We start from the raw sequence: 22,830 nt of genomic DNA, 5'->3' as shown, positions 1-22,830 counted from the left end.
ACACTGATATGCTCCCCCATGAATTTTACTCCCAGGCTCCATACCGGCTCCCAATAATGAGAAAAAACCCCGACTACACCATTATCGGTAATAAGGGCGATACGTTTCGATATCCGCACCTGACCACTGATTGTGAATATCCGCATTTCAGCGGAACTGAACCCTTCATCGGTAGCGCCGAATACATTGGTAATACTCAAACTCAAATGGTTGTCGGCTCTTCCGAACGTTGCCGTCAGGTGGGGTATCAGCGTGTAAAAAGTGTGATAGGGATCGGCAAACCCGAACACCTGCATTCCGGACGCCAGATTTATATACTCATGAAAGCCGGTTCCCACTTTGAATCCGGCAAAATAATAAAATCCTCCTCCGGCGAATAGGAAGGGGAAAAAGGTCCCGGCATCGATTGAAAGCCAGTCGGTTATCCCATAATTTACAACGGTAGCCACCAGCTCTTTTTGCGACAGGGAGAATTCTCCTTTCTCCAGCATGAATGCAGAGGGGGAAGCAAAATACCCGGTCCTCCCGGGGTCGGGAAGCCATAGTTTTCCGGAATAGGATTTTTGCGCACCTTTAAATTTTTGAATTTTTTCGATTGTATTTGAAGGCAATTTTACAGAATTTCCGGACAACAACCTTAAACCGACAATGCTGTCGTTCTCCTCAATAATAGTGCCGATCAGCGATTGGCCGTCTGTTAAGGTAATCTTACAAAAGGGACAACAATCGGCTGATGATTTTGATATGCTCCGGTCGTCATAAAACAGTGAATCATAATCGGAATAGGTAATTGTAGTATCGGCCGAGACAAAGGTTGCAATAAAAAGAAGGAAAGGAAACAGGTATTTATGGGCCTTCATTTGATAATATTTCCTGAAAAGTGTAATGGTTCAATATATGTAATTTAATAGCTCAAGTCAATGAGACAGCAGGAAAACCGTTTACCATGATGTTGTTTTATCATTGATATTTTCTCTGTATTCCACCAGATCAGGCTTCACTCGAATAATGAAAAATGTATTTTCATCCCCATGGAAAATTACTCATATTCTGAAATGTCGTCGGAGCGGCGCCATATCGATCCGAAAAGGTACCGCCACGAAGAGTACGTTGCCCGGATCAACCGGGTGATCGATTATATAGAAGCGAACATTGGTTCTCAACTGACTCCGGCGGAGCTTGCCGATGTGGCCTGTTTTTCCCGCTTTCATTTCCATCGTATTTTCGCCGCCCTGATTGGTGAGACGCTTCATCAATTTATCAAGCGGGTCCGGATTGAAAAGGCGGCCACGATGCTGGTTTTCAATCCGAAGAAATCGATTACCGAGGTGGCGTTTGATTGCGGGTTCACCGGTTCGGCCACCTTTGCCCGGGCGTTCAAGCAGGCATACGGAATCAGCGCCGGAGCGTGGCGAACGGGTGCATTCAAGGCCTTCTGCGAGGATATCGGGGAAAAAAGCAAGAATTGCAAAGTCGATCGCAACAATGAACAAACGATCAGCAAGAATAGAAAAGATTTTGATATTTCTCCCTCGTATTTTGATAGTGGTACTAATTTTGACGGCGCCGTCGGTCTTCAATCACCCACTCACAGAAGGAGAAATGCGATGAGTTTAAAGAAGCAACTACGGGTTAGCGTTGAGACATTGCCGGAACAGACTGTCGTATATGTCCGCCATATCGGTCCCTATCAGGGGGATGCGACGCTTTTTGAACGGCTCTACACCAAATTGTTTTCTTGGGCCGGTCCCCGGGGACTGCTGAATTTCCCCCGGACAAAAGCGATCTGCGTGTATCACGACAACCCTGAAATTACCGATGAAAACAAACTCAGGACCAGCGTCTGTATCACCGCGCCGTCGGATACCGAGATTGACGGTGATATCGGGAAAATGACCCTGGCCGCTGGGAAATATGCACTGGCCCGTTTTGAATTGAAGCCCGACGAGTACGGAGAAGCCTGGAGACAAGTCTATGGCGAATGGCTTCCCGACAGCGGCTATCAGCCCGATGACCGGCCCTGTTTTGAACTCTACCATAATAACTGCACCGACCATCCGGAGAAGATTGCTGTTCTGGATATCTGTGTACCGGTAAAACCGCTCTAAAGGAAAAAGGCTGTGCCGCGGTGTTCCGCTGCACAGCCCTGAATATCTCCGGAACCGGTTTCGCAAAAACCGATTACTTCATCCGCTGTTTCACCGCCAGCGCTTCCTCGGTTTCAGGACACTGCTCGATAAGTCTTTGCCATACCATATCCCGTGACTTCTTCTTGTTCTTTTTCTCAAAAACCATACCCATTTTGTAGAAGGTCACGCAGATTTTCTTTCCTTCAGGATACTCTTTTACATAATTTTTGTACCCCTCGGCAGCTTCATCGTATTTCTCCTGCGCATAGGCGCACTCAGCGATCCAGTAAGTGGCTTCTTCGGCCTGAGGGGATTGGGGATACTGATCTTTCAGATCCTTGAACCCGCTAATCGCAAGGTCGTACCGCCTGGCCATGAAATCATCATAGGCAAGCTGAAACAGCTTTTCGATTTCGGCTCGTTTCATGCTTTCGGCAAGGGAATCGACTCTGGCTTTTTCTTCCCACCCCTGTTTCAGCACCTGGGTTTTTTCATCGATTTTCGACAGCCGCTGCTGACTTTCGGATATACCGTTTTCGAGTGCACCGATCTTTTTGTTGAGTTCCCCGAACCGTACCTGCTGATCTGCCCGTATCAGACGAAGCAGCTCATGATTGGCTTTCTGCTGCTCCAGGAGGTTCCCCTGCAACTCGACCATTTCAATCTTGAGCGTATCCACATGAGCCTGTACCCCCCGGAGTTCTTCGGTACGAAGCATGGTGATATGGCTACACCCGGTAGAGAGCCCCATCATCATGACTGCCCCGATTATTGCAAGCAGTTTCCATCGTTTCATGGTTTTTCCTTTCGTTCTCTTATCCCCTCCTGAACTGAAGTTCAGGCTACACAGTTATAACTATCAAATTCCAATGTGGTAGGTCATGGCCTGGAAGGCCATGCCACATATTTTTTTCCGCTGCAGGTCATGGCCAGGAAGGCCATCCCACATATTTGTTACCGTTGTAGGTCATGCCGCATATTTTTTTACCGCCGGATGTTGAGCGTTTGAAACATTATGCTTCTCAGATCTGCGCATATCGGCATAATCGGCGCCATTGGCGTTCAACTCCTATTTTGCAAGTACTTTGAATTCGGCCCGCCGGTTTTGCGAATGACAACCTTCATCAACACAGTTATGCATGATCGGCTGTTCCTTTCCCCAGGAGGTTATCTCCACCTGCAGACTGGGCATGCCGTAATTGAGGAGATATTTTTTAACCACCCGTGCACGGCTTTCTCCCAGACCCATGTTATACTCCGATGAACCCCGCTCATCACAGTGGCCTTCAATAAGCACCCGTAAATTCGGGTGCTCCGACAAAAAGCTTGCCACAATGCCCAGACGGTCGATTGCCTCGGGAGTGAGCGTAAAGCTGTTGAATTCAAAATAGACCGGTTTAAGCTTTTCCTGTACTTCACGTTCGAGCTCGGCGCTCAAATCGGCTTCACTAAAAACAGCATCATCGGAAGTATCGATCTCCACCGGTTTGGTTTCAATAAAGCTGGTGTCGGGTTTCGGTTCCGGCTTGGTTTCGGGGAGGGTGGATGTTTTTTTAGGTTTACACGATCCTACAAGCAACGACACGATCATCAGGAGTATCCAGGAAAAAATAACAGAACGTTTCATACAGAAAAACCCTTTCTAAAACTGAAGCCAGTCCGGCATTTTCGCATCGCCGGTATTGGTAATTTTTTTCACATCAGAGCCATCGGGCCGCACCACGTGGATATCGCTTTTACCGCCTCTGGTGCAGACAAAAGCGATATGGGAGCCATCGGGTGCCCAGCAGGGGTACTCATTATTTCCGGCGTTTGAGCTAACCTTGACGGCATTCGAACCGTTTGCCTCGATAGTCCAGATATCGAATTTCCCTTTTTGCAGTGATGCATAGGCGATTTTATCTCCCTTGGGCGACCATGCCGGCGAATCCTGATAGCGGCCTTCAAAGGTAAGCCGCCGGGCATTGGCGCCGTCCCTGTCCATCACATAAATCTGAGGACTTCCCGAACGGTCGGAGGTAAAGGCGATATGATAGCCATTGGGAGACCAGGTGGGTGATGTATCGATTGCACGATGAAAGGTGAGTTGACGGACATTGGTTTTATCGGTATTACAGACATAAATATCGAGATTTCCTTTTTTCGATGATGCATAGGCAACGTTGCCCTCAATAAGCGAAACCGCAGGTGATGTTTCCACAAAGCGGCTGTACATGAAAATATCGGAATTACCCGAACTGATCGAGCCTTTATAGATATCGGGTTTCCCCCGCAGAAAGGAGATCCACAGTACCGTTGATGAATCCAGAAAGCAGGGAAAAATATTTACTGTATTGAGATTGGTTATCCGACGCACCCCGTGGCCGTCGTAGTCCATGACAAACAGATTTTTCTTACTGCCGTTATCGCGGACAAACACGACTTTTGTTTCGAACATTCCTCTTTCACCCATGAGCATATCGACAAGTTCATTTGCATACCGGTGGGCCATGGAACGGAGGAATTTTTTCTCTCCCTGATATTTTCTTCCGAAAATAAGCTCCCGGGTGGTAACATCTCTGAGATGGCAATCGAGCGTGACATTGTTTCCATCAACCATATATTCACCATCGATATACACCCCGATGCTTTTTTCGGCAATCCGTGCGCTGTCGAATTCGTTTATCTTGAGCACTTCGAATTTTCCGGTAAACGCAAGGTCGTCGGCAATGACTTTCCACGGCTGGTTTTTATTGATTGTTCCACCGGACTTGGGAGAAAATTTAGTAACCGCAATGGGGATGCTGTCAAACTTGCTCGCATAGACTTCGAGGTTGAACATTTCTCCATAACAGAGCGAAATACCGCCGACTATCAGGATTACTGTGGTGATTACTTTTTTCATGAGCGCGGTTATCTCCTTACCGGTCGAAGGGTGCAATTCAGATTGAGTTTGTCTCCGGAAAATCCCGGGGGCAGTTTGCCGAAGGGTGCGGCCAGGCTGACAGCCCGGATCGCCAGGTTATCGAGTACCGAGCTGCCTGAGGGATCGGCGACTTTAGCATTTGATATGGTTCCGTTACTAAAAATGGTAAATGTCACGGTGACCGAGGCGTTATCCTTTTCGGACGGCGGTTTCCATTGCCGTTCTATCTGCTGTTGAACGCTGTTGAGATACCAGTGATATTTGAAGCTTTGACTCACCGACGACAATTGAGCCGGGACAGGAACCTCCTGTAGAAGCTCAGCGAGTTCATCGGTGTTCTCCGGTTCGGGTTTTTTTTCCTTTGCCGGTGCGGGTTGTTTGGGCTTGTGCACCGGTTTTGGTTTTGGTGTGGGTTTGGCTACCTGTTGCGGTTTGGGCTGAGGTTTGGGTTTGGGCTTTTCGACCGGTTTTGGAGGTGTTGGAGCGGGCGGTTGCGGAATATTTGGCCGCACCAGCTGAAAGGTCTGCGGACGTTCGAATGTTGGGGGCCGCCTGAAAAGTTTGGTTAAAAGGGGCACAATAAGAAAGACAACAAGGTGGAATGAGAGAGAAAAGATAATTACCGGAACAAAAGAATCGTTCGCATTCCGTTTGGCTCCGTACGAAGCATTCATAGTCATCGATCAGCCGCCTGTTTGCTCTAAAGGAACGGTCAGGAACCCGAGTTTGACCACACCTGCGTTCTGGATTTCGGATATGACCCGCACAACAATGCCGTAGGGGACCTTCCGGTCTGCGTTGAGAAAGACCGGGACTTTTGTTCTTCCGGCAAATGCCCGTCGAAACCGTTTGCGGAAATCAAGTAAATTAGTACGTTCCTGGTCGATAAATATTTCATTGCGGGAATTAATCGAGACCTGAATATATTCATTGACTTCAACGTTTTCCGATTCGGTTTCGGGGAGATCGACCTGCACCCCCTGGGTCATCATGGGCGCGGTGATCATAAAAATAATCAGCACCGCAAAGGTAACATCAACCAGATTGGTGATATTCAGTTCGCTGACAATTTTCTTTCGTCTCAGTTTTCTTCGTCTCATCGTGCAGGACGTCCCGGTGCTGCGGTTTCGGGTTTCGGGCGATGTCCGTAGAGCATACCCAGAACCTCTCTTTTTACTTTCGACATGGCCAGTTCTTTGAACTCATCGAGTTCATCTTCGAGCCGCCCTGCGCGGTGGGTGAGATAATTGAAAAAGAACACCGCGGGAATAGCCACCGCCAAACCGATAATAGTCGTAATCAGGGCCTCGGCAATACCGGGCGCCACCACCGGAAGGCTCGCCGAACCCTGGTTACCGATTTCGTAAAATGAATTCATGATTCCCCACACTGTCCCCAGCAGTCCGAGAAAGGGCGCGACACTACTGGTGATGGCCAGAAGGATCAGGCCGTGATCGAGCTTTGAGGCCAGTGATGACACCAGGGTCTCCAGCGACTCGGAAGCCATGGCAAACTGATTCTGAAGAAAAAACGACCAGTCTTTCACATTGCCGTGCGAATGAGCATCATCGAGTATCCTCTTGAATTCTTCCGCTGCAGACATTCCCATAATCGCCAGCGGCGATTTTTCCAGCTTGGAATCGAGCTTCTCCAGGTCCCGTATCGATTTGCTGCGGGCAAATAATTCCAGAAGCCGCCGGTTCGTTTTTGCTACCGATCTCAAATACAAAAGCCGGTTGAAAATAATCGCCCAGGTAAAAATTGAAAGCCCGGCCAGCACAAACAGAATGATCTTCACTATCCAGCCGGCCCTCACAATCATATTGAGAACAGGGATGTCCATTTCTTATCCTTCCTTTTTCGTCTCGGAGTCTGCTATAACTAAAATTACAACGTTATAGATATTAATTACAATATATTTAACAGTCTTATCCAAAATAGAACGCTAATTACGCTGATCAAGCTGATATTCGCCGATCATAAATATCAAAAAATCAGCGATAATCAGCCAAATTGGCGTCATCGGCGTTCTATAATTTGATATAAATTACATTGTTTCATATTTATGTATATTACCCTCTGCACGAATTTATTATTGTATGAATTTTTGTGTTGCAAATGCATTTGCATGTATTCTCTACGAAACAATCCATTCTTTCAAATCTTCCAATGCCCGTTTGCAGATTGTCATCCGTTTTTCTTTTTTAGGAATTTTCTTTTTCCCTTCCCGGGGCAGGTCGGGAAGGATACCGTAATTGACATTCACGGGGGTAAAATCTTTCTTGTCGCAATGGGTGATATGGTAAAGCAATGAACCGCACGCGGTTGTTCGAGGCGGCGGTGGTAACTCCCTGTTTGTGAGTTTTGCTATCATGAACAGCGCGGCCAGATGACCGGTCGTGATGCTTTCGGTATAGCCTTCATTGCCGCAGAGTTGTCCTGCGCAGAAAAGCATGGGATCGTCTTTAAAATCGAGTGTGGGATTGAGCAGTGTCGGTGCATTGATATAGGTATTGCGGTGAATGGAGCCGAAACGGAGGAATTCCGCATTCTCGAGCCCGGGGATCATCCTGAACACTCGTTTCTGTTCGGGGATAGTCAGCCGGGTCTGGAAGCCGACCAGGCCGAAACTGGTGCCCTCGCTGTTTTCTTTCCTGAGCTGGCAGACCGCCCAGGGCCGTTTTCCGGTTCGGGGATCGATCAGCCCCACAGGCCGCAGGGGGCCGAAGGCCAGGGATTTTTCTCCTCGTGAAGCGATGACTTCCACGGGAAGGCAGGCTTCGAAAAACCGCTGCTCTTCAAACTCCCGCTTTCGGGCCGTGTCGGCTTCGATAAGCGCGCTGTAAAACCGCCCGTATTCTTCTTGGGTAAAGGGACAATTGCAGTAATCGCTGGAATCCGGTTCCCGCCGGGCGGCAAGGAAGGCTTTGGTCATATCGATGGAATCCGCGGCAACCACCGGCGCGATTGCATCGTAGAAACTAAGCATTGCTGCAGAGAACCTTTCACGAAGCCAGCCGGTCAGAGATTCGGATACCAGGGGACCCGCGGCAATGATCGTTGGAGTGCCCGGTGAGGGTGCTTCGATTTCTTGTCGAACAATGGTCACGGAGTGCTGCTCCAGTTTTTGCAGCACAGCGTGGGCGAATCGCTCCCGGTCCACCGCCAGAGCGCCGCCGGCCGGCACCGCGGTCTGTTCGGCAGCGTCAAGAAGCGGACTCCCGAGCAACCGGAGTTCTTCTTTCAGAAGCGCATGAGCTACGGGAAGGTTCTTTGCTTTAAGCGAATTGGAACAGATCAATTCGGCCGGCAGGTCTGTCCGATGGGCCGGCGTGGTGGTGTGGGGACGCATCTCATAGAGCGTCACCGGAACACCCCGGGAGGCCAGCACCAAAGCAGCTTCGGAACCGGCAAGACCGGCTCCGATAACCGCGACAGGAGTTGAAAGTAAATTATCCACTGATTTCACACCAGTTATCCGGAATGGAACAGAAAAGGATACCGGCTTTGATTCTTATTCCGCCTCAGCCTGCTGCGGTTCGAGCTGATACTCAGCTTTACACTTGGGGCAGCGATGATACGTTCCCTTCCGTTTCGTCTCTCTGAGCACGAGGATAGGATACCCGCAGCTTTCGCATTCCTTATTAATTGGACGGTCCCAGGTTGCAAAGGTGCACTTTGGATAGCTGCTGCATCCGAAAAACGTTTTGCCCCGCTTGGTACGGCGCTCGATCAGGGTTCCATCACACTCAGGCATCGGACATTCTACCCCGGTCGTGAGCGACATGGTGTTTTTGCACTCGGGATATCGGGAACATCCTAAAAACCGGTTGTTGCGGATTTCGAGGATAACCATGGGCGCGCCGCATTTATCACACAGTTGTGTCGTCTGCTCGGTTGCGATCTTTTCGATCGGCTCGGTATACCGGCATGCGGGGAAACCTTGACACGCGAGGAACTTGCCGTTTTTACTCCATTTCACGACCAGTTGAAATTTCTCACATTTGGGGCAGGTGCGCTCGGTGACTTCCTGAGTCTCTTCCTTGAGCCGCTGGATATCCGTTTTCGCACTTTCAAGTTCGTCCTGGAAAGGACCATAGAAATTTTTGAGTGTTTCGACCCAATTGGCTTCGCCAAGCTCGATTTTATCCAGAGAATTTTCCATATTCGCCGTAAAGCCGACTTCGAAAATGTCCGGAAATTCCTTAACCAGAATTTTTTTGACCATAAACCCGACCTCGGTGGGAATAAACCGCTTGTTTTCTACATTGACATACCGCCGCGTTTTGAGGGTATCGATAATCTGGGCATAGGTACTCGGTCGCCCGATTCCCTTGTCTTCGAGTTCCCGCACCAGGGATGCTTCCGAATACCGGGCCGGCGGCTGGGTAAAATGCTGTTTGTCTTCAAGTTTTTCCAGCGACGGTCTGGCTTCTTCGGCAATCTCAGGGAGTGTAACATTCTGGCCTTCATTACTATCACTCTTATCTTCAACGGTCTCATCATAGAGCGCAAGGAAACCGGCGAATTTCATGATCGATCCCCTGGCCCGGAAGATACAATTATCGGCATCGATATCAACCCGGGTCATGTCAAAGACCGCATTTGCCATCTGGGATGCTAAAAACCGTTTCCAGATGAGTTCATAGAGACGATACTGGTCTTTGCTCAGATACTTTTTCAGTTGCGAAGGAGCGAAATCGGGATTAATCTGCGCCGGGCGAATGGCCTCATGGGCATCCTGCGCATTCTTGCTTTTCCCGTACACCCGCGGTGAGGAAGGCAGATGGTTTTCGTCAAAAAGGGTAGTGATAACATTTTTGGCATCGGCCAGCGCCTCATCGGCAATACGAGTCGAATCGGTACGCATATAGGTAATCAGACCGGTTGTTCCCAGTTCTCCCAGCTCAAGACCTTCATAGAGCTGCTGCGCCATCATCATGGTTTTGGCAGCGGAAAATCCCAGTTTCCGCGCAGCTTCCTGCTGCAAGGTGCTGGTGATAAAGGGCGGATAGGGCTTTCGTTCCTTTTTGGTCCGGTGAACATTTTTGACAACAAAGGTCTTGTCCTTTACCCGCTCGATAATCGCCTTTGCCGCGGCTTCATCGGGAAGCACCACTTTGCCGCCGTCAATCGATTGAAGCTTTGCCGAAAATTTGAAATCGGCATAGTTGAGCAGGGCCTGGATCGACCAGTATTCTTCCTGCTTAAAAGCCTTGATCTCATCTTCACGCTCGCAGATCAACCGCAAGGCCACCGACTGGACCCGTCCGGCACTCAAACCCCGGAACACCGTCCGCCAGAGAAAGGGTGAGATCTGGTATCCCACGATTCTGTCGAGAATCCGCCGTGCCTGCTGCGCGTTGACCTTATTCATATCAAGTTCATCGGGATTCTCGAACGCGGCGGTAACCGCGCGCTTGGTTATTTCGTTGAACTGGACCCGTTTGACATTTTTATTCACCTTGGCAATAGACTGAGCGACATGCCAGGCGATCGCCTCACCTTCACGGTCGGGGTCGGGCGCCAGATAGATGGTTTCGCATTTGGCGGCATCATCCCGGAGCAGACGAAGGATCCGCCGTTTCCCCCGCGATGTCGTATATTTGGGCTTGAAATTATTATTGATATCAACACCGAGTTCTTTTTCCGGCAAATCAATTATATGGCCCATCGTAGCTCGTACGGCATACTCCGATCCTAAATATTTTGAAATCGTTCTGCATTTTGCCGGTGACTCAACAACTACAAGGTTTTTTGCCATGATTTTTCCTATTCCTCCAATTTCATGATTGCTTTTTGAGGTGGAGCATCGAAGTAATGGAGCATTGGCGTCTCCATTATTCCGCTCTGTATTTACTCTGCTGCTTCAACTTTTTGCATAATTTAAAAGTATACATCAACTGCACAGGTTCATGTAAAAACTTTCGATAAATAGGCGCTTATCGCTGTATCGTAATCTGCGGTATGCTGAAATGCCTTAAGCGCCATTCTTCGCCGGGTTTTCATCGAAACACCATTATTTTCATCAAGCTCGTTAACTATTTGATCATAGTCCGCTGGATCAACTACGACGGTCACCCATGCATTATTTTTGGCAGCGCTTCGAATCATGGTGGGACCGCCGATATCGATATTTTCAATGGCATCCTCGATCGTGACATCCGGTTTCGCCACCGTCTGCTTGAAAGGATAGAGATTCACCACCACCATATCGATAGGCTCGATACCGTTTTCTTTCATCTGATCCACATGATTGTTGTTGTCCCGCATGGCCAGAAGACCGCCGTGGATTTTGGGATGCAGCGTTTTCACCCGGCCATCCATGATCTCGGGGAACCCGGTATAGGAATCGACCGACGTGACGTCAACGCCCTTTTCTTTCAAACTCCGCGCGGTTCCACCGGTTGAAAGGATTTCGATATTCCTTTGACCCAGTTTTCGTGCGAATTCCACAATACCCGTCTTATCCGATACACTGACCAGTGCCCTTTTAATCTGAACTATATCCATGGTACTACTTTCTATTGGTTTAATCGTACTCATTATTCATGAACGTCACCTCCCCGGAGCCGGGACATCCATAGGATATGAGCCTGAATGATGATAATTTCAACGCGAACTTGAAAACATGACCCTGAGGATCATGCCGCCCGGCTACCGCCGGTTTATTAATGTGCGGTATTTCGGATTGTTCAAAAAAAGATTTAAGAAAATGATTGATTGCAGCAGGCAATGCAAAATAATCTGAAAAAATTATTATTAATACATTATAATATACCCTTTTTGAGGATTCCCTGTTCGCCGTGTGCTATTTTAAATTCGATTAATTCCAATGTTGTGTTACTGAAAGTATTTTAAAGCATCTATGCTTAATCGCATTCCTCCGATTTTTCTTATTCCGATCCTGTTCGCAGCACAGGCATTCTCTCAGAATGCCGGCCCGGCGGGCACGACACCCCCCGATTCTGCGACGAGGGTTGATTCCACGGCTCTCTCCTCCGTCGATATATCATCTGCCGATACAGTCCGCAATGACACCACGGTTTCGGATACTGCCGATACACAAGCCGCAAAGAAATCACGCAAAAAAAGCGGTGTCTCGGATACGATTACCTATAACGCCGAAATGATCAATTACGATATCGAAAACAGGGTGCTTCATCTCAACAACGATGCGGTTATCAGTTATCAGGACATGACTCTTCACGCGGATTCGATCACCTACTTTATCGACAAGAACCTTTTCCAGGCCCGGGGCGCGCCGCAGCTTATCGAAGGACGGGACACGACAGTGGGTGAATATATGGTCTATAATATCAAAACCAGGCGTGGAAGTGTGCGGTATGCGAGTACGCACATGGATGAAGCCTATTTTAACGGGCAACAGATAGTCAAAACCGATGATAATGTCTTTTATGCCGAAAACGGCGATTATACCACCTGTGCCTATGTGGATTCACCGCACTATTGCTTTTATGCAAGGGATATCAAAGTCATACCCAATGATAAAACTGTCGCCCGTCCGGCCATATTCAATATCGCCGATGTTCCTGTTGCCGCGCTCCCCTATTTTCTCTTTCCTATCAATCAGAGCCGTACCTCGGGTATGCTGACCCCGGCTTTCGGCGGTAATCCGGGGAGTGGCGGATATCTCGACAATGTAGGATACTATTGGGCCCCCAATAATTTTGCCGATTTTTTAATTTCCGGAAAGATCCGGGAGTTCGAAGACTTTGTTGTCCGCGCCCGTTCACGGTATGCGCTCAAATACTGGCTGAGTGGAAGTGTCAATGGGCGGTATACGTTCAGCGATAATTTCGAACGCCGGGACAGCCAGTGGTCGCTCGATTACAATCACCGTCAAATACTCATCCCCGATGGAACATTTATTCTCTCGGGCGGGGGGCGAATGGTCAGCAGCAGTAATTTCTATGAGGATTTTTCCGAAGAAGAACGGGAGATCCTGGAAAAAAATCTCAACGCAAACCTGTCGCTCTCCAAACGGTTCAAAAGGCTGAATGCCAGTGCTACGGCAACCTGGAACCGGAACCACAATCTGGTGAGTGATGCGATTACCGAAGACATTCCCTCGGTCAGTTTCTCTCTCAGCGAACGGCCCCTTATCCCGGAGAACAGAGAGACTTCACCGGGAGATATCGATGATGACTATGAACCGAAATGGTACAATAAAATCTACTACGGTTATAATGCCCGGGGGATCCGGAAACATATCTCCAACCCCAACGCCTTGATTGAAAAGGAATACACCCGGAGCGGCGCGGAACAAGCGGTGAGTCTTTCTTATAACCACAAAATTTTGAAATGGTTCAATGTCCGTCCGAATGTTTCCGCCAGGATGTATGCGCTCGATGCCTATAAAGATACGCTTCCCGACGACACGATCTATTCGCCCGATACGACATTCGATATCCTGGAGGTCCTTCCCGACACGGCATCAGCGCTCGACTATATCGACACCCTTGTGCGGGAGGATGTTACCGGTGTGTCCGATACGACCTACCGGGTCGTGCGGTCGATCAGGACCGATTCGACAATCTATTTTGCCCCCACCGAAGAGTGGAGCGGGGATTATTCATGGAACGCCGGGGTCTCGCTCAGCACCAGGCTCTATGGTCACTTTCCACTCAGGATATTCAATTTCGCCGGAATCCGTCACACCATGAGTCCATCGATATCCTACAGCTACCGGCCCGAGGGACATGAGCTTGACCGCACCTATTACCCTATCGGTATTTCGACCCCCGGTTCGCAGAAAAAAAGCCAGACCATGAATTTCAGCATCGGCAACGATTTCCACGGTAAAACGCTTTCCAAACCCGAAACCGAAGGCGGCGAGCCGGTGGAAAACAAGTTCCATATGTTCAATGTCAACCTGTCATCGGGCTATAATTTCGAAGCCGAGAAACGGAAATGGAGCGACCTTTCCCTTTCGGCAAGTACATCCAACAAGCTTGTCAATGTCAATTTCAGTTCATCTTTCTGGCTCTACGATGAAAAGGATGCCTTGACCTATCCCCTGCTCCGGTCCTATCAGGTCCGTCTGAGCCCCCGTCTCAACCTGACCGCATCGGGGACATTCTGGGGCGGCGACAAGCTGGTGTTCGAAGGCGTCGCGCCCGATGATCCGGTGAAATATCGCAATGCGGGACAGCAGAAATGGAGTATCGGTATCGGGCCCAATTATACCTATAGTAAATCCCGGTCCGGTCCCACCAAACCCTTTACGACCTCCAAGGTCTACCAGCTCAATGTCAACGCGCGCACGAGTTTCAGCCGTATCTGGTCGGTCTCCTGGAACGGCGGCTACGATTTCAAACGCAACCGCATGACCTCAGGCTACCTCAATTTCAACTGCGACCTCGAATGCTGGTTCATGAAATTCCGCTGGGGCCCACCCGGAAGTATCGATTCCGGATTCTACTTTGTGGTGCAGATCAAGAAAGTGCCGGAGATTAAGTGGGAAAAGAGGGATTAATAGAAGTTTTAGTTCTGGAAGGGGCTAGGCGCGCTGAGTAGGGGGAAGCTATGATTTAGGAAGGGGCTAGGCGCCCCTTAAACCCAGCTAGGAAAATGCTTTTCTTGAAAGCCCAACCCCCCGGGCTCCGCCCGCCCCCCATACTTGGGGGGCTGAGAATGAAATGGCCTTTTGGGAATGAGCAACGCCCCCCTACACTTGGGGGCTGGGAAGGAAATGACCTTTTGGTAAAGCTCGACGCCATACTTGGGGGGTTGGGGATTAACTGAACATTCGGGAAAGGTCGACCCACGGGATTCGGTCTTTTTTTCTCCTTATATTCTCATCTTGTCGTACAATTCCTCGTTGGCGGGGGTGACTTCGATGGTGCGGGTGGCGCCGTTTTGGGTGATTATCAGATGGGCGGTTTTTTTGTCTTTGGCTTTTGAGAAGCGGGCGGTGATTGCAGCGGCGGTCTGTATCTGATCGCTTGATAAGGGGCCTTTGAGGAGTGCCGATGCTCCGGGGATATTATCGGGTGTGATGAAACAATCCTCTTTCTGCGCGAGCATTGTCAGTATTTCATTTTCCTTCTCGTTTCTTCCGACAACAAGCTTGACCTGGGGCGACATGCGGAAATGGCGTCCGTATGCAAGGAGCTTGAAATCGGCGAGGGAGAAATGAGGGGTGGCGTCCCGGAGGTCGGTGAACCGTCGCGCGGTGGCGGCCTGGGTGAGCATGCATCCCCCGGCGGGCGGGAGATGAGCAAGACCATGCTTCTTTGCATACGCGAGCTGCTCTTTGCGGCCTCTTCCGTGAATACCCAGCAGTTTTTCCCGGTCGACCCACCCCTTTTGTTCGGGGATTGTGGCCGCGAGCAGCTTCGCGCTCAGAGGCCGCAACAAAAGACCTTCAAGACCCGAGCGTTTGGCTATCGCATTGAGACACTCCATGCGCTGCGACATAGGACGCTGCCCCACCACCTCGCCAGTGGCAATAAACCGGGAACCTTCACGGTCCATTATCTCCTTCGCTTTCCGGATCCGGTGTATCCGGCAATCCAGACAGGGATTCGCATGCTTGCCGTAGCCGAACCGGGGATTCTTTATCATGGGAAGAAACTCCTCGGCTTCCTCAACAAGAATAAGAGGTATCGCAATGGAATCGGCAAGCGAACGGATCGTCGCATGCTCTTTGCCAACCCCCGATTCGAAGGGAAGCACAAAATGCAAAGCAGCAACATCACACCCCTGCTCTTTCAGAAGATGGGCGGCAATCACACTGTCGAGACCACCGGAGAACATTACAAGACATTTAGTCATAGTTGAGTAGCCTTTTTTAATGAGCGCGCGAGCATACAAATTTATAAGTATTCGATTATTACATTAATATATTATTGGGTAATGGGTCGGGGTTAGGATGCCGGGGTGATGAAAGAGAATTCTATTTCCCTCTGAAGTAGAAAACCAGGCACTCGCAAAGTATTTTGAAAGCAAGCTCTCCATAATTAATCAATACCTCAGGCTTTCGACGGGAAAATGCAGAATATGAAGACGATCACCTGTGAACAACTCGGCTATGATGAATGGATGCAGAATGCTGGTGCAGAGTATATGCACGACGACTTTATTCCGGCGCGAGTCACTGAAGTCAATAAAAGTAACTATCGAGTGTCCGACGGCGTACATGAGATGACGGCGGAACTCTCGGGTAAATTCATGTTCGATGCAGCGGATACTGCCGACTATCCTACTGTTGGTGACTGGGTGGCAATCCAGGCGCTGGACAATGACACACTCGCCATTATCCATTCTGTCTTGCCGCGCAAAACGCTTCTAAAACGTAAAGAGCCCGGTAAACGAATCGGTTTCCAGCTTATTGCTTCCAATATTGATTTCGGTCTGGTTGTGCAATCTGCAAAGCATATCAATTTCAACTTGCTTGACAGGTATTTCGTTATGCTGAACGAAAGCGGCATTCGTCCTGTCGTCGTTTTCAGCAAAATCGACCTCCTCTCTCCTGAAGAATTGGAAGCAATGAACGGACCTCTATCGAAGCTGAAAAGTGAGTATGTACTTATCAGCACTATTACTGAAAACGGCATAGCAGAGCTGTCGAACAGCCTCATTCCGGGCAAAACATATTGCCTCCTGGGTCAATCGGGAGTCGGAAAAACCTCGCTGCTTAACAGATTGCTTGGCACCGAAATGCTCAGAGTCAGTGAAGTGCGGGAAAAGGACGGCAAGGGCAGGCATACCACAGTCAGACGTCAGCTTATCCGCATTGATTCCGGCAGCATTTTCATTGATACGCCAGGAATGAGGGAGCTTGGTAATTTCGAAATTGCCGACGGAATCGATCAGACATTTGATGAATTCGCTTTGTATGCTGCAAAATGTCGTTTCAGCGATTGTACACATACGCACGAACAAGGATGTGCTGTAATTGAAGCTGTCAAGAGTGGGACAATCGAAGAAAGCAGATACAGGAATTACCTGAAGCTGAAAAAAGAATCGGTATTCTATGAGATGTCATATCGGGAAAAGCGTAAAAAGGAGAAATCATTCGGTAGAATGGTCAAGAATTTCAAGAAGTTAAAGAGAAAGATTTAATAAAGGACAGGCGTGTTGCGCAATGTCCTGCTTTTGCGAATACAGGTCGTTTGATTTGCCCGGATATTAACTTATGAGGAACAGGCAATCTATCCCGGTCAGAACCGACAACAGCATCCTGGCGGTTGGTATTTTCGGGACATTGAAAACTGATCATCCCTACAACGACAACCTCCTCGCGTTCTACTCTGGTGTTTACGGACGGGAGATCGAAATAGCGGATATGCCGAACCCGACCCGCCATTTGACTTATGAATGCTATATGAATAACGGATACAAGGTTGTTTTCACCGGATGTGAAGTCAACCGGATTGCGGCTCTTCCAGAGGGCATGTGCGGCTTTGAAGTCACCGCTAACAGAATGCGAGTATACAAGGGGCCGGTTGTTTGGGATGCATATATCGATACAGAAATAAGCTGGCAATGGAAACATCCGTTCTCCGCCTTCGAGCAGCTATTCATTGCCGGAGATTTTACGGCAGCGAACCTGGGAGCGAGCGAAAGCATGGAAAATGTTACCGATAGCCCCTGTCTGTTCTGCTTCTCTGAGAACACATATGACAACTACGGCAGCGCAAACTATAAAGAAGATGCAATCGTCCTGGTTGCCCCTGATCCTTGTTGGTCGTCTCTATTCGATGAGTTGAAACGCTGGATTCTTGCGGTGCTTCCCCGGGATCTCGTGCTCAGAGTCGAGCATTTCGGAAGTACGGCAATACCGGGGATTCCATCCAAACCGATTATCGACATTCTGGTCGAGGTGCCGTCTTTTGAACAGCTTCGCAGTGAGATTGTTCCCCGCTTGTGTTCCGAGGATTGCTCCTATTCCTGTTTCATGAACAATGCTCTGTTTATAAAAAGATCATCCTATGGCGGAGAAAGAATTGCCCATATACACATGGCTCCGAGGGATAATCAGGTATGGGAGGGCCTTGCATTCAGAGATTCCCTTCGAGCGAACCCCGAATTATCTTTTGAGTATGCGCGACTTAAAAAAGAGTTGGCATCGAAATACAGGGATGACAGAAATCGCTATACCATGGGCAAAGATACCTTTATCAAAAAAGTTGCTTCGCAGTCGAATCGAAGAGTGTAACACGGATGCGACGGACTCACGCGGATCTGAATGTTTTTGAAGCAAGAAGATAGAGAAACTATTTTTATCAGTAACATTATTTTTTTCCCTGTAAACCAAATTGATCTCAAACATGAATAGTACAATCAGAAATGAAATGCCCGGCGACTACCGGGAGGTTGAGGAATTGACTCGTGATGCATTCTGGAATTTGTATGTTCCCGGCTGCAGTGAGCATTATCTGGCCCATAGTATGCGGAATCATCCGGACTTTCTTGCAGAACTGGATTTTGTTACGGTCTATGACAACAGAATTGTCGGGAACATCATGTATACAAAATCATATGTTATTGACACCCAGGACGATTCTCACAGGATGGAAACAATTTCTTTTGGGCCGGTAAGTGTGTTACCCGAATTCCAGAAACGGGGAGTGGGCTCATCATTAATCAGACATTCACTGACGGTTGCTCAGAAAAGTAATTACAAAGCGGTTATAATTCTGGGACATCCACACAACTACTGCAAACACGGGTTTAAAAGCTCGAAGGATTTTGACGCCAGCGATTCCGAAGGGAAATATCCCTACGGCATGCTGGCATTGGAGCTGGAGCAGGGTGCATTTCAAGGACGCACCTGGAAGTATTATGCCAGTGATGTCTATGATGTTGACAATGATGCAGCAGAGGAATTCGATAAGAAATTCCCACCCAGAAAGAAAGAGTTTCGATACACACAGGAAGAATTCTCAATTGCGGTCAGAGCGTATCTCATCTGATTTTGCTGAATATAATGCAATGAAAAACTTGTTGGCGCAACTCATATGTCACCAATGAACCGGCGGACCTTTCTCAGATTTGGCCTGGCAGCGAGCGCGGCGTGTTGTGCAGGAAGCTATCCGGTTTTTATCGAGGTGTTGAGGCTGGCTTCATCTGGCCTGAGCAGCCTCCAATAATACATTTTAGCTAAAGCCCCGATTTCATAATCAGGCGGTAATATTATGATAAAGCCATATCCACCATTTTCCAATATATGAAATTATATCCCGATGCCTGGACTTGATAATAATCTCTATCAAATAATCATCTCCCAGCTCCATCAATTTCGGGCCAATACGCATATTGGTGATTTTTTCGACATTCTGGTTGTGGGTCTGGTTATTTATTATGTTCTGAGCTGGTTTCGGCGGCGGGCCTCCCCTTCACTTTTTATCCGGCTCGGTATAATCGCATCGCTCTACGCTCTCGCCCGTTTGCTCAACATGTATATAACATCGTTGCTGTTCCATGCCGGACTTGCGGCCATGCTCATGGTGCTGGTCATTATTTTCCAGTCGGATATCAGGCGGGCATTCGAGTCTTTTAACGGATGGCGTTTCTGGGGTAAGGCCGGCAAAAGCTCTCTTGGAGATCCTACCATTGCGGATATTCTGGTGAACACGGTATCCGAATTTGCGCAAAAGAATGTAGGAGCGCTGATTGTTCTCCAGGGTAAAGAAGCCGTAGGCCGTCATGTCCGCGGGGGGACGCCGGTTGACGGTGAAATCAGCAACCCCATTCTCTACAGCATTTTCGACCATCATTCACCGGGCCATGACGGAGCGGTGATAATCGATCAGGGAAGGATCGACCGGCTTGGCGTCCTGCTTCCCCTGTCGGACAACCTGAAAGAAGTGGGCAAGCACGGGACCCGTCATACCGCCGCACTGGGACTTTCGGAGCATTGCGACGCCATGGCGATTGTCGTGTCGGAAGAACAGGGTACGATCAGTATCGCCCATCAGGGAAAACTCCGTCGGGTAGATTCACTCGCCCTGCTCAAGAAGGATATTGAAAATTTCTCTCAGACATCGCCGGTCCTTCCCAAGCCCCGTATCAGCAGCCGGTTGATTCGTGAGAATATCGGTTTCAAACTTCTCTCCCTTGTCCTGGCCTGTCTCCTGTGGTTCATGCTCGCCTACCGGGTCGAGACCCTCTACCGCACTTTCGAAGTTCCCATAGAATACCGCAATATGCCCTCGAACCTGATTATTGCCGATGGGCTGCCTACCCACGCGGTGCTTACCATGTCGGGACCGGAACGGGTTTTCACGCTCAATACAACAATAGGACCGGTATCGATCGACATGTCCCATATCAAAGAGGGTGACAATCAGATACCCTTAACATCAAGGCATGTGACAATCCCCTCGGGCCTGGAATTGATCCAGATGGAACCGGGGATGCTTCAGTTAAAAGCATCGAAGGTGGCCGAAGCAAAGCTTCCGGTGAGAGTAGTAACCCGGGGAGCGATGCCCGCGGGATACAAAATGGCCGGAATGACGGCAGTTCCGGATTCGGTGACGGTGTTGCTTGACGGATCGGCCTGGAGAAAGATCGGCTCGATTCCTACCGAGCCCGTAACACTGGACACTCTGAGAAACAGCACCGTATGGCGACTTCAACTCGCCCCGCCAAAGGGAGTATCGCTCAAAGACTCTACCCATTCCACTGTACGGGTTAAAGCGCGGGTAAAGCCCGTGAAGGCCGGATCAATCTCCCCCTGACAGGCCTTCTTCCCCTACCGGTAACGAACACAGATTATTTGTCGGGTCTGAAAAAGTCCACAACCGTACCCCCTGGTTTTCATCTCCCAAAGCCCCGGACGGCGATATATCCGGTGCGATTCAATTGCTTTCCGGCAATTGCCCTTGCGATACTTACAAAGAAAGCTCAAGGAACCTGAATCGAAGCAATGATGCACAATCTCGACACTGCTCCACGACAAAGACGAAGCACTCATGCAAACCTCGACAATGCTCCCCGACAAGGGCGAGGCAATCGTGCACAACCTCGACAATATTCCCCGACAAAGACGAGGCAATCGTGCACAACCTCGACAATATTCCCCGACAAAGGCGAGGCACTCATGCACACCTTGGCAATGCTCTCCGACAAGGGCGAAGTGGTGATGCGAAATGTTGAAAGAGTGGTGTAACCTACCTGAATTCAATGACTTAATCATATGAAGGGATGAATTCGGGGCCCATAAGCATCGAGAATTGGGCGGGCATGCCCCGAAATTGCAGTTTGGTATCAATTATGCACCGGTGGGTTCGGTGGTCTCGAAGGTGGTGTAAGGTGGGCAAATATGAACACCACCTTATCACAGGAATTTGAAGTAGCTGGTATCTTTAGAAGCAGTTTTGGTGCGTACCTTGCACGTTTCGGGACCCAACCCAAACACCATTATGACGTCGCCAACGCAATCGTGCGCTGTCGCACGGAAGAACTGGGCGGGCATATTTACCGGTGCGACGATTGCAGGCATGAGTTAACGCTATATAACTCATGTCGCAATCGACATTGCCCGAAATGCCAGGCCATGGCCCGTGCCGCATGGGTCCAGCAGCGTATTGATGAACTGCTGCCGGTACCGTACTTTCATGTTGTTTTTACCGTTCCACAGCAGCTTAATTATTATGCCCTGCGTAATAAGCGATTATTCTATGATATTATGTTCAAATCCGTTTCGCAGACACTGAGTGAGCTTGCACATGATCCCCGGCGGCTTGGAGGACAGATCGGTTTTATTTGCGTATTACATACGTGGGGCCGGAATCTCATGGATCATCCTCATATTCATTGTATTGTACCCGCAGGCGCATTGTGCGACGGCGATACCAGATGGCAGTCATGCAGTAAAGACTTTTTATTTCCTGTTGCGGTCATGCGTAAGCTTTACCGCGGCAAAATGCTTGCATTTTTCAAAGAGGCGATCAAACAAGGCAAGCTTTCGTGCCTGCGCACGGTATCCGAAGGTATGCCGCCGGTGGAGGTGATGATAAAGCAGTTGTATAAGCAGGATTGGGTCGTGTATGTTAAAAAGCCGTTTGCAAGCCCAATCGAGGTCATTAAATATCTCGGCAGGTACACCCACCGTGTTGCAATAAGTAATCACAGGATCAAAGATATTTCCCAAAACAGTGTCAGTTTTTCCTACAAGGATTACGCCGATAACAACCGTATGAAAATCATGGAGTTATCTCACGTTGAGTTTATCCGCCGCTTTATGTTGCATATTCTCCCTGAAGGCTTTATGCGTATCCGGCATTACGGTTTTCTGGGCAACAGCACGAAAAATAAAAAGTTGCCGATAATCCGGAAATTGATATCTCCTGATACGCAGAAATCGGGATTTATGCAAGCACTGGATTTTGATTTTGTAGCTGAGAAGCATGTTAAAAAATGTCCACAATGCGGCAGCACCATCTTACAGTGCATAGCAAAGCTCGACCCCGAATTTGTTTACTCAGCAAAGGTGGTCAGCCTCTGAAAGATCTTCCATACGCTAACAACAAGGCCTGCGGGCTGATTGCCTGGAGCGCCCGGGGATGCTATGCCCAAAAACGAAAAAAAATCAACCGAATTATCTGCCGTGAAATGATATTTTTTCCTTTTTTGCCGCTATGGCGCTAAAGTATATTGCTTTATATCCAATCGTAAACGTTGCCGGACTTTTCAATACCCATATAATAATGTAGCGGTATTGCAGCCAACACGGCTTCGTTCAACTTGATTTTATCAAAAATGATCGGGCGGTAATGACTTGATGGATAGGATGTTTATTTCTGATAAAATCCTATACGTTGT

Annotated in this window: 20 protein-coding genes; 9 read left to right on the top strand and 11 right to left on the bottom strand. The window is 48.9% G+C overall.

Going from position 1 to position 22,830, the window contains the following annotated elements:
- On the bottom strand, positions 1-860 hold an 860-nt coding region (locus tag GF401_07065; protein ID MBD3344807.1), incomplete at its 3' end, for a hypothetical protein.
- Positions 861-1,031: 171 nt separating this feature from the next.
- On the opposite strand from GF401_07065, the gene GF401_07060 reads away from it, so the two are divergent.
- Complete coding sequence (locus GF401_07060; GenBank protein ID MBD3344806.1) at positions 1,032-2,108, top strand: helix-turn-helix domain-containing protein; 1,077 nt, start codon at positions 1,032-1,034, stop codon at positions 2,106-2,108.
- Positions 2,109-2,181: 73 nt separating this feature from the next.
- On the opposite strand, the gene bamD is transcribed toward GF401_07060, so the two are convergent.
- The 9 genes from bamD to GF401_07015 all read right to left on the bottom strand — a co-directional run bounded on the left by bamD (position 2,182) and on the right by GF401_07015 (position 11,547).
- The gene (gene bamD / locus GF401_07055) at positions 2,182-2,925 is read right to left on the bottom strand and encodes an outer membrane protein assembly factor BamD (protein ID MBD3344805.1); all 744 of its coding nucleotides are present in this window, start codon (positions 2,923-2,925) and stop codon (positions 2,182-2,184) included.
- A 273-nt stretch (positions 2,926-3,198) separates the two neighbouring features.
- Positions 3,199-3,756, bottom strand: a complete 558-nt coding sequence (locus GF401_07050) for an OmpA family protein (protein ID MBD3344804.1) — start codon at positions 3,754-3,756, stop codon at positions 3,199-3,201.
- A 15-nt stretch (positions 3,757-3,771) separates the two neighbouring features.
- Positions 3,772-5,013, bottom strand: a complete 1,242-nt coding sequence (locus GF401_07045) for a Tol-Pal system beta propeller repeat protein TolB (protein ID MBD3344803.1) — start codon at positions 5,011-5,013, stop codon at positions 3,772-3,774.
- Between the two features lie 8 nt (positions 5,014-5,021).
- A complete protein-coding gene (locus GF401_07040) occupies positions 5,022-5,714 on the bottom strand; it encodes a TonB family protein (GenBank protein MBD3344802.1) in 693 nt (230 codons plus the stop codon).
- Between the two features lie 3 nt (positions 5,715-5,717).
- Positions 5,718-6,134, bottom strand: coding sequence for a protein TolR (locus GF401_07035; protein MBD3344801.1), 417 nt, complete (start codon positions 6,132-6,134; stop codon positions 5,718-5,720).
- Positions 6,131-6,877 (bottom strand): hypothetical protein, encoded by a 747-nt coding sequence (locus GF401_07030; GenBank protein ID MBD3344800.1) that lies wholly within the window; start codon positions 6,875-6,877, stop codon positions 6,131-6,133. The genes GF401_07035 and GF401_07030 overlap by 4 nt, the downstream gene beginning before the upstream one ends.
- Before the next feature lie 294 nt (positions 6,878-7,171).
- Positions 7,172-8,494, bottom strand: coding sequence for a methylenetetrahydrofolate--tRNA-(uracil(54)-C(5))-methyltransferase (FADH(2)-oxidizing) TrmFO (locus tag GF401_07025; GenBank protein ID MBD3344799.1), 1,323 nt, complete (start codon positions 8,492-8,494; stop codon positions 7,172-7,174).
- Between the two features lie 54 nt (positions 8,495-8,548).
- A complete protein-coding gene (topA, locus tag GF401_07020; GenBank protein MBD3344798.1) occupies positions 8,549-10,798 on the bottom strand; it encodes a type I DNA topoisomerase in 2,250 nt (749 codons plus the stop codon).
- A 149-nt stretch (positions 10,799-10,947) separates the two neighbouring features.
- On the bottom strand, positions 10,948-11,547 hold the full coding sequence (locus GF401_07015) for a hypothetical protein (protein ID MBD3344797.1): 600 nt from the start codon (positions 11,545-11,547) through the stop codon (positions 10,948-10,950).
- Positions 11,548-11,902: 355 nt separating this feature from the next.
- On the opposite strand from GF401_07015, the gene GF401_07010 reads away from it, so the two are divergent.
- Entirely contained in the window at positions 11,903-14,533 is a 2,631-nt protein-coding gene (locus tag GF401_07010) for a hypothetical protein (GenBank protein ID MBD3344796.1), read from the top strand.
- 314 nt (positions 14,534-14,847) lie between these two features.
- On the opposite strand, the gene GF401_07005 is transcribed toward GF401_07010, so the two are convergent.
- The gene (locus GF401_07005; GenBank protein ID MBD3344795.1) at positions 14,848-15,834 is read right to left on the bottom strand and encodes a DUF814 domain-containing protein; all 987 of its coding nucleotides are present in this window, start codon (positions 15,832-15,834) and stop codon (positions 14,848-14,850) included.
- A gap of 216 nt (positions 15,835-16,050) precedes the next feature.
- On the opposite strand from GF401_07005, the gene rsgA reads away from it, so the two are divergent.
- From rsgA to GF401_06970, 7 genes are all read left to right on the top strand, one after another.
- A complete protein-coding gene (rsgA, locus tag GF401_07000) occupies positions 16,051-17,124 on the top strand; it encodes a ribosome small subunit-dependent GTPase A (protein MBD3344794.1) in 1,074 nt (357 codons plus the stop codon).
- A gap of 73 nt (positions 17,125-17,197) precedes the next feature.
- Positions 17,198-18,220 (top strand): hypothetical protein, encoded by a 1,023-nt coding sequence (locus GF401_06995; GenBank protein MBD3344793.1) that lies wholly within the window; start codon positions 17,198-17,200, stop codon positions 18,218-18,220.
- 112 nt (positions 18,221-18,332) lie between these two features.
- On the top strand, positions 18,333-18,977 hold the full coding sequence (locus GF401_06990) for a GNAT family N-acetyltransferase (protein ID MBD3344792.1): 645 nt from the start codon (positions 18,333-18,335) through the stop codon (positions 18,975-18,977).
- A 45-nt stretch (positions 18,978-19,022) separates the two neighbouring features.
- Entirely contained in the window at positions 19,023-19,154 is a 132-nt protein-coding gene (locus GF401_06985; protein ID MBD3344791.1) for a hypothetical protein, read from the top strand.
- A 93-nt stretch (positions 19,155-19,247) separates the two neighbouring features.
- Positions 19,248-20,744 (top strand): hypothetical protein, encoded by a 1,497-nt coding sequence (locus tag GF401_06980; protein MBD3344790.1) that lies wholly within the window; start codon positions 19,248-19,250, stop codon positions 20,742-20,744.
- Positions 20,745-20,932: 188 nt separating this feature from the next.
- Complete coding sequence (locus tag GF401_06975) at positions 20,933-21,175, top strand: hypothetical protein (GenBank protein ID MBD3344789.1); 243 nt, start codon at positions 20,933-20,935, stop codon at positions 21,173-21,175.
- Between the two features lie 153 nt (positions 21,176-21,328).
- Positions 21,329-22,513: an IS91 family transposase gene (locus tag GF401_06970; GenBank protein ID MBD3344788.1), complete on the top strand. Its 1,185-nt coding sequence runs from the start codon at positions 21,329-21,331 to the stop codon at positions 22,511-22,513.
- The last annotated feature ends 317 nt before the right edge of the window (positions 22,514-22,830 follow it).

This window comes from Chitinivibrionales bacterium, from assembly GCA_014728215.1.
Taxonomy (GTDB): Bacteria; Fibrobacterota; Chitinivibrionia; order Chitinivibrionales; family WJKA01; genus WJKA01.
Note: the sequence above shows the minus strand (reverse complement) of the source record. Positions and strands in the feature narration are given on the sequence as shown.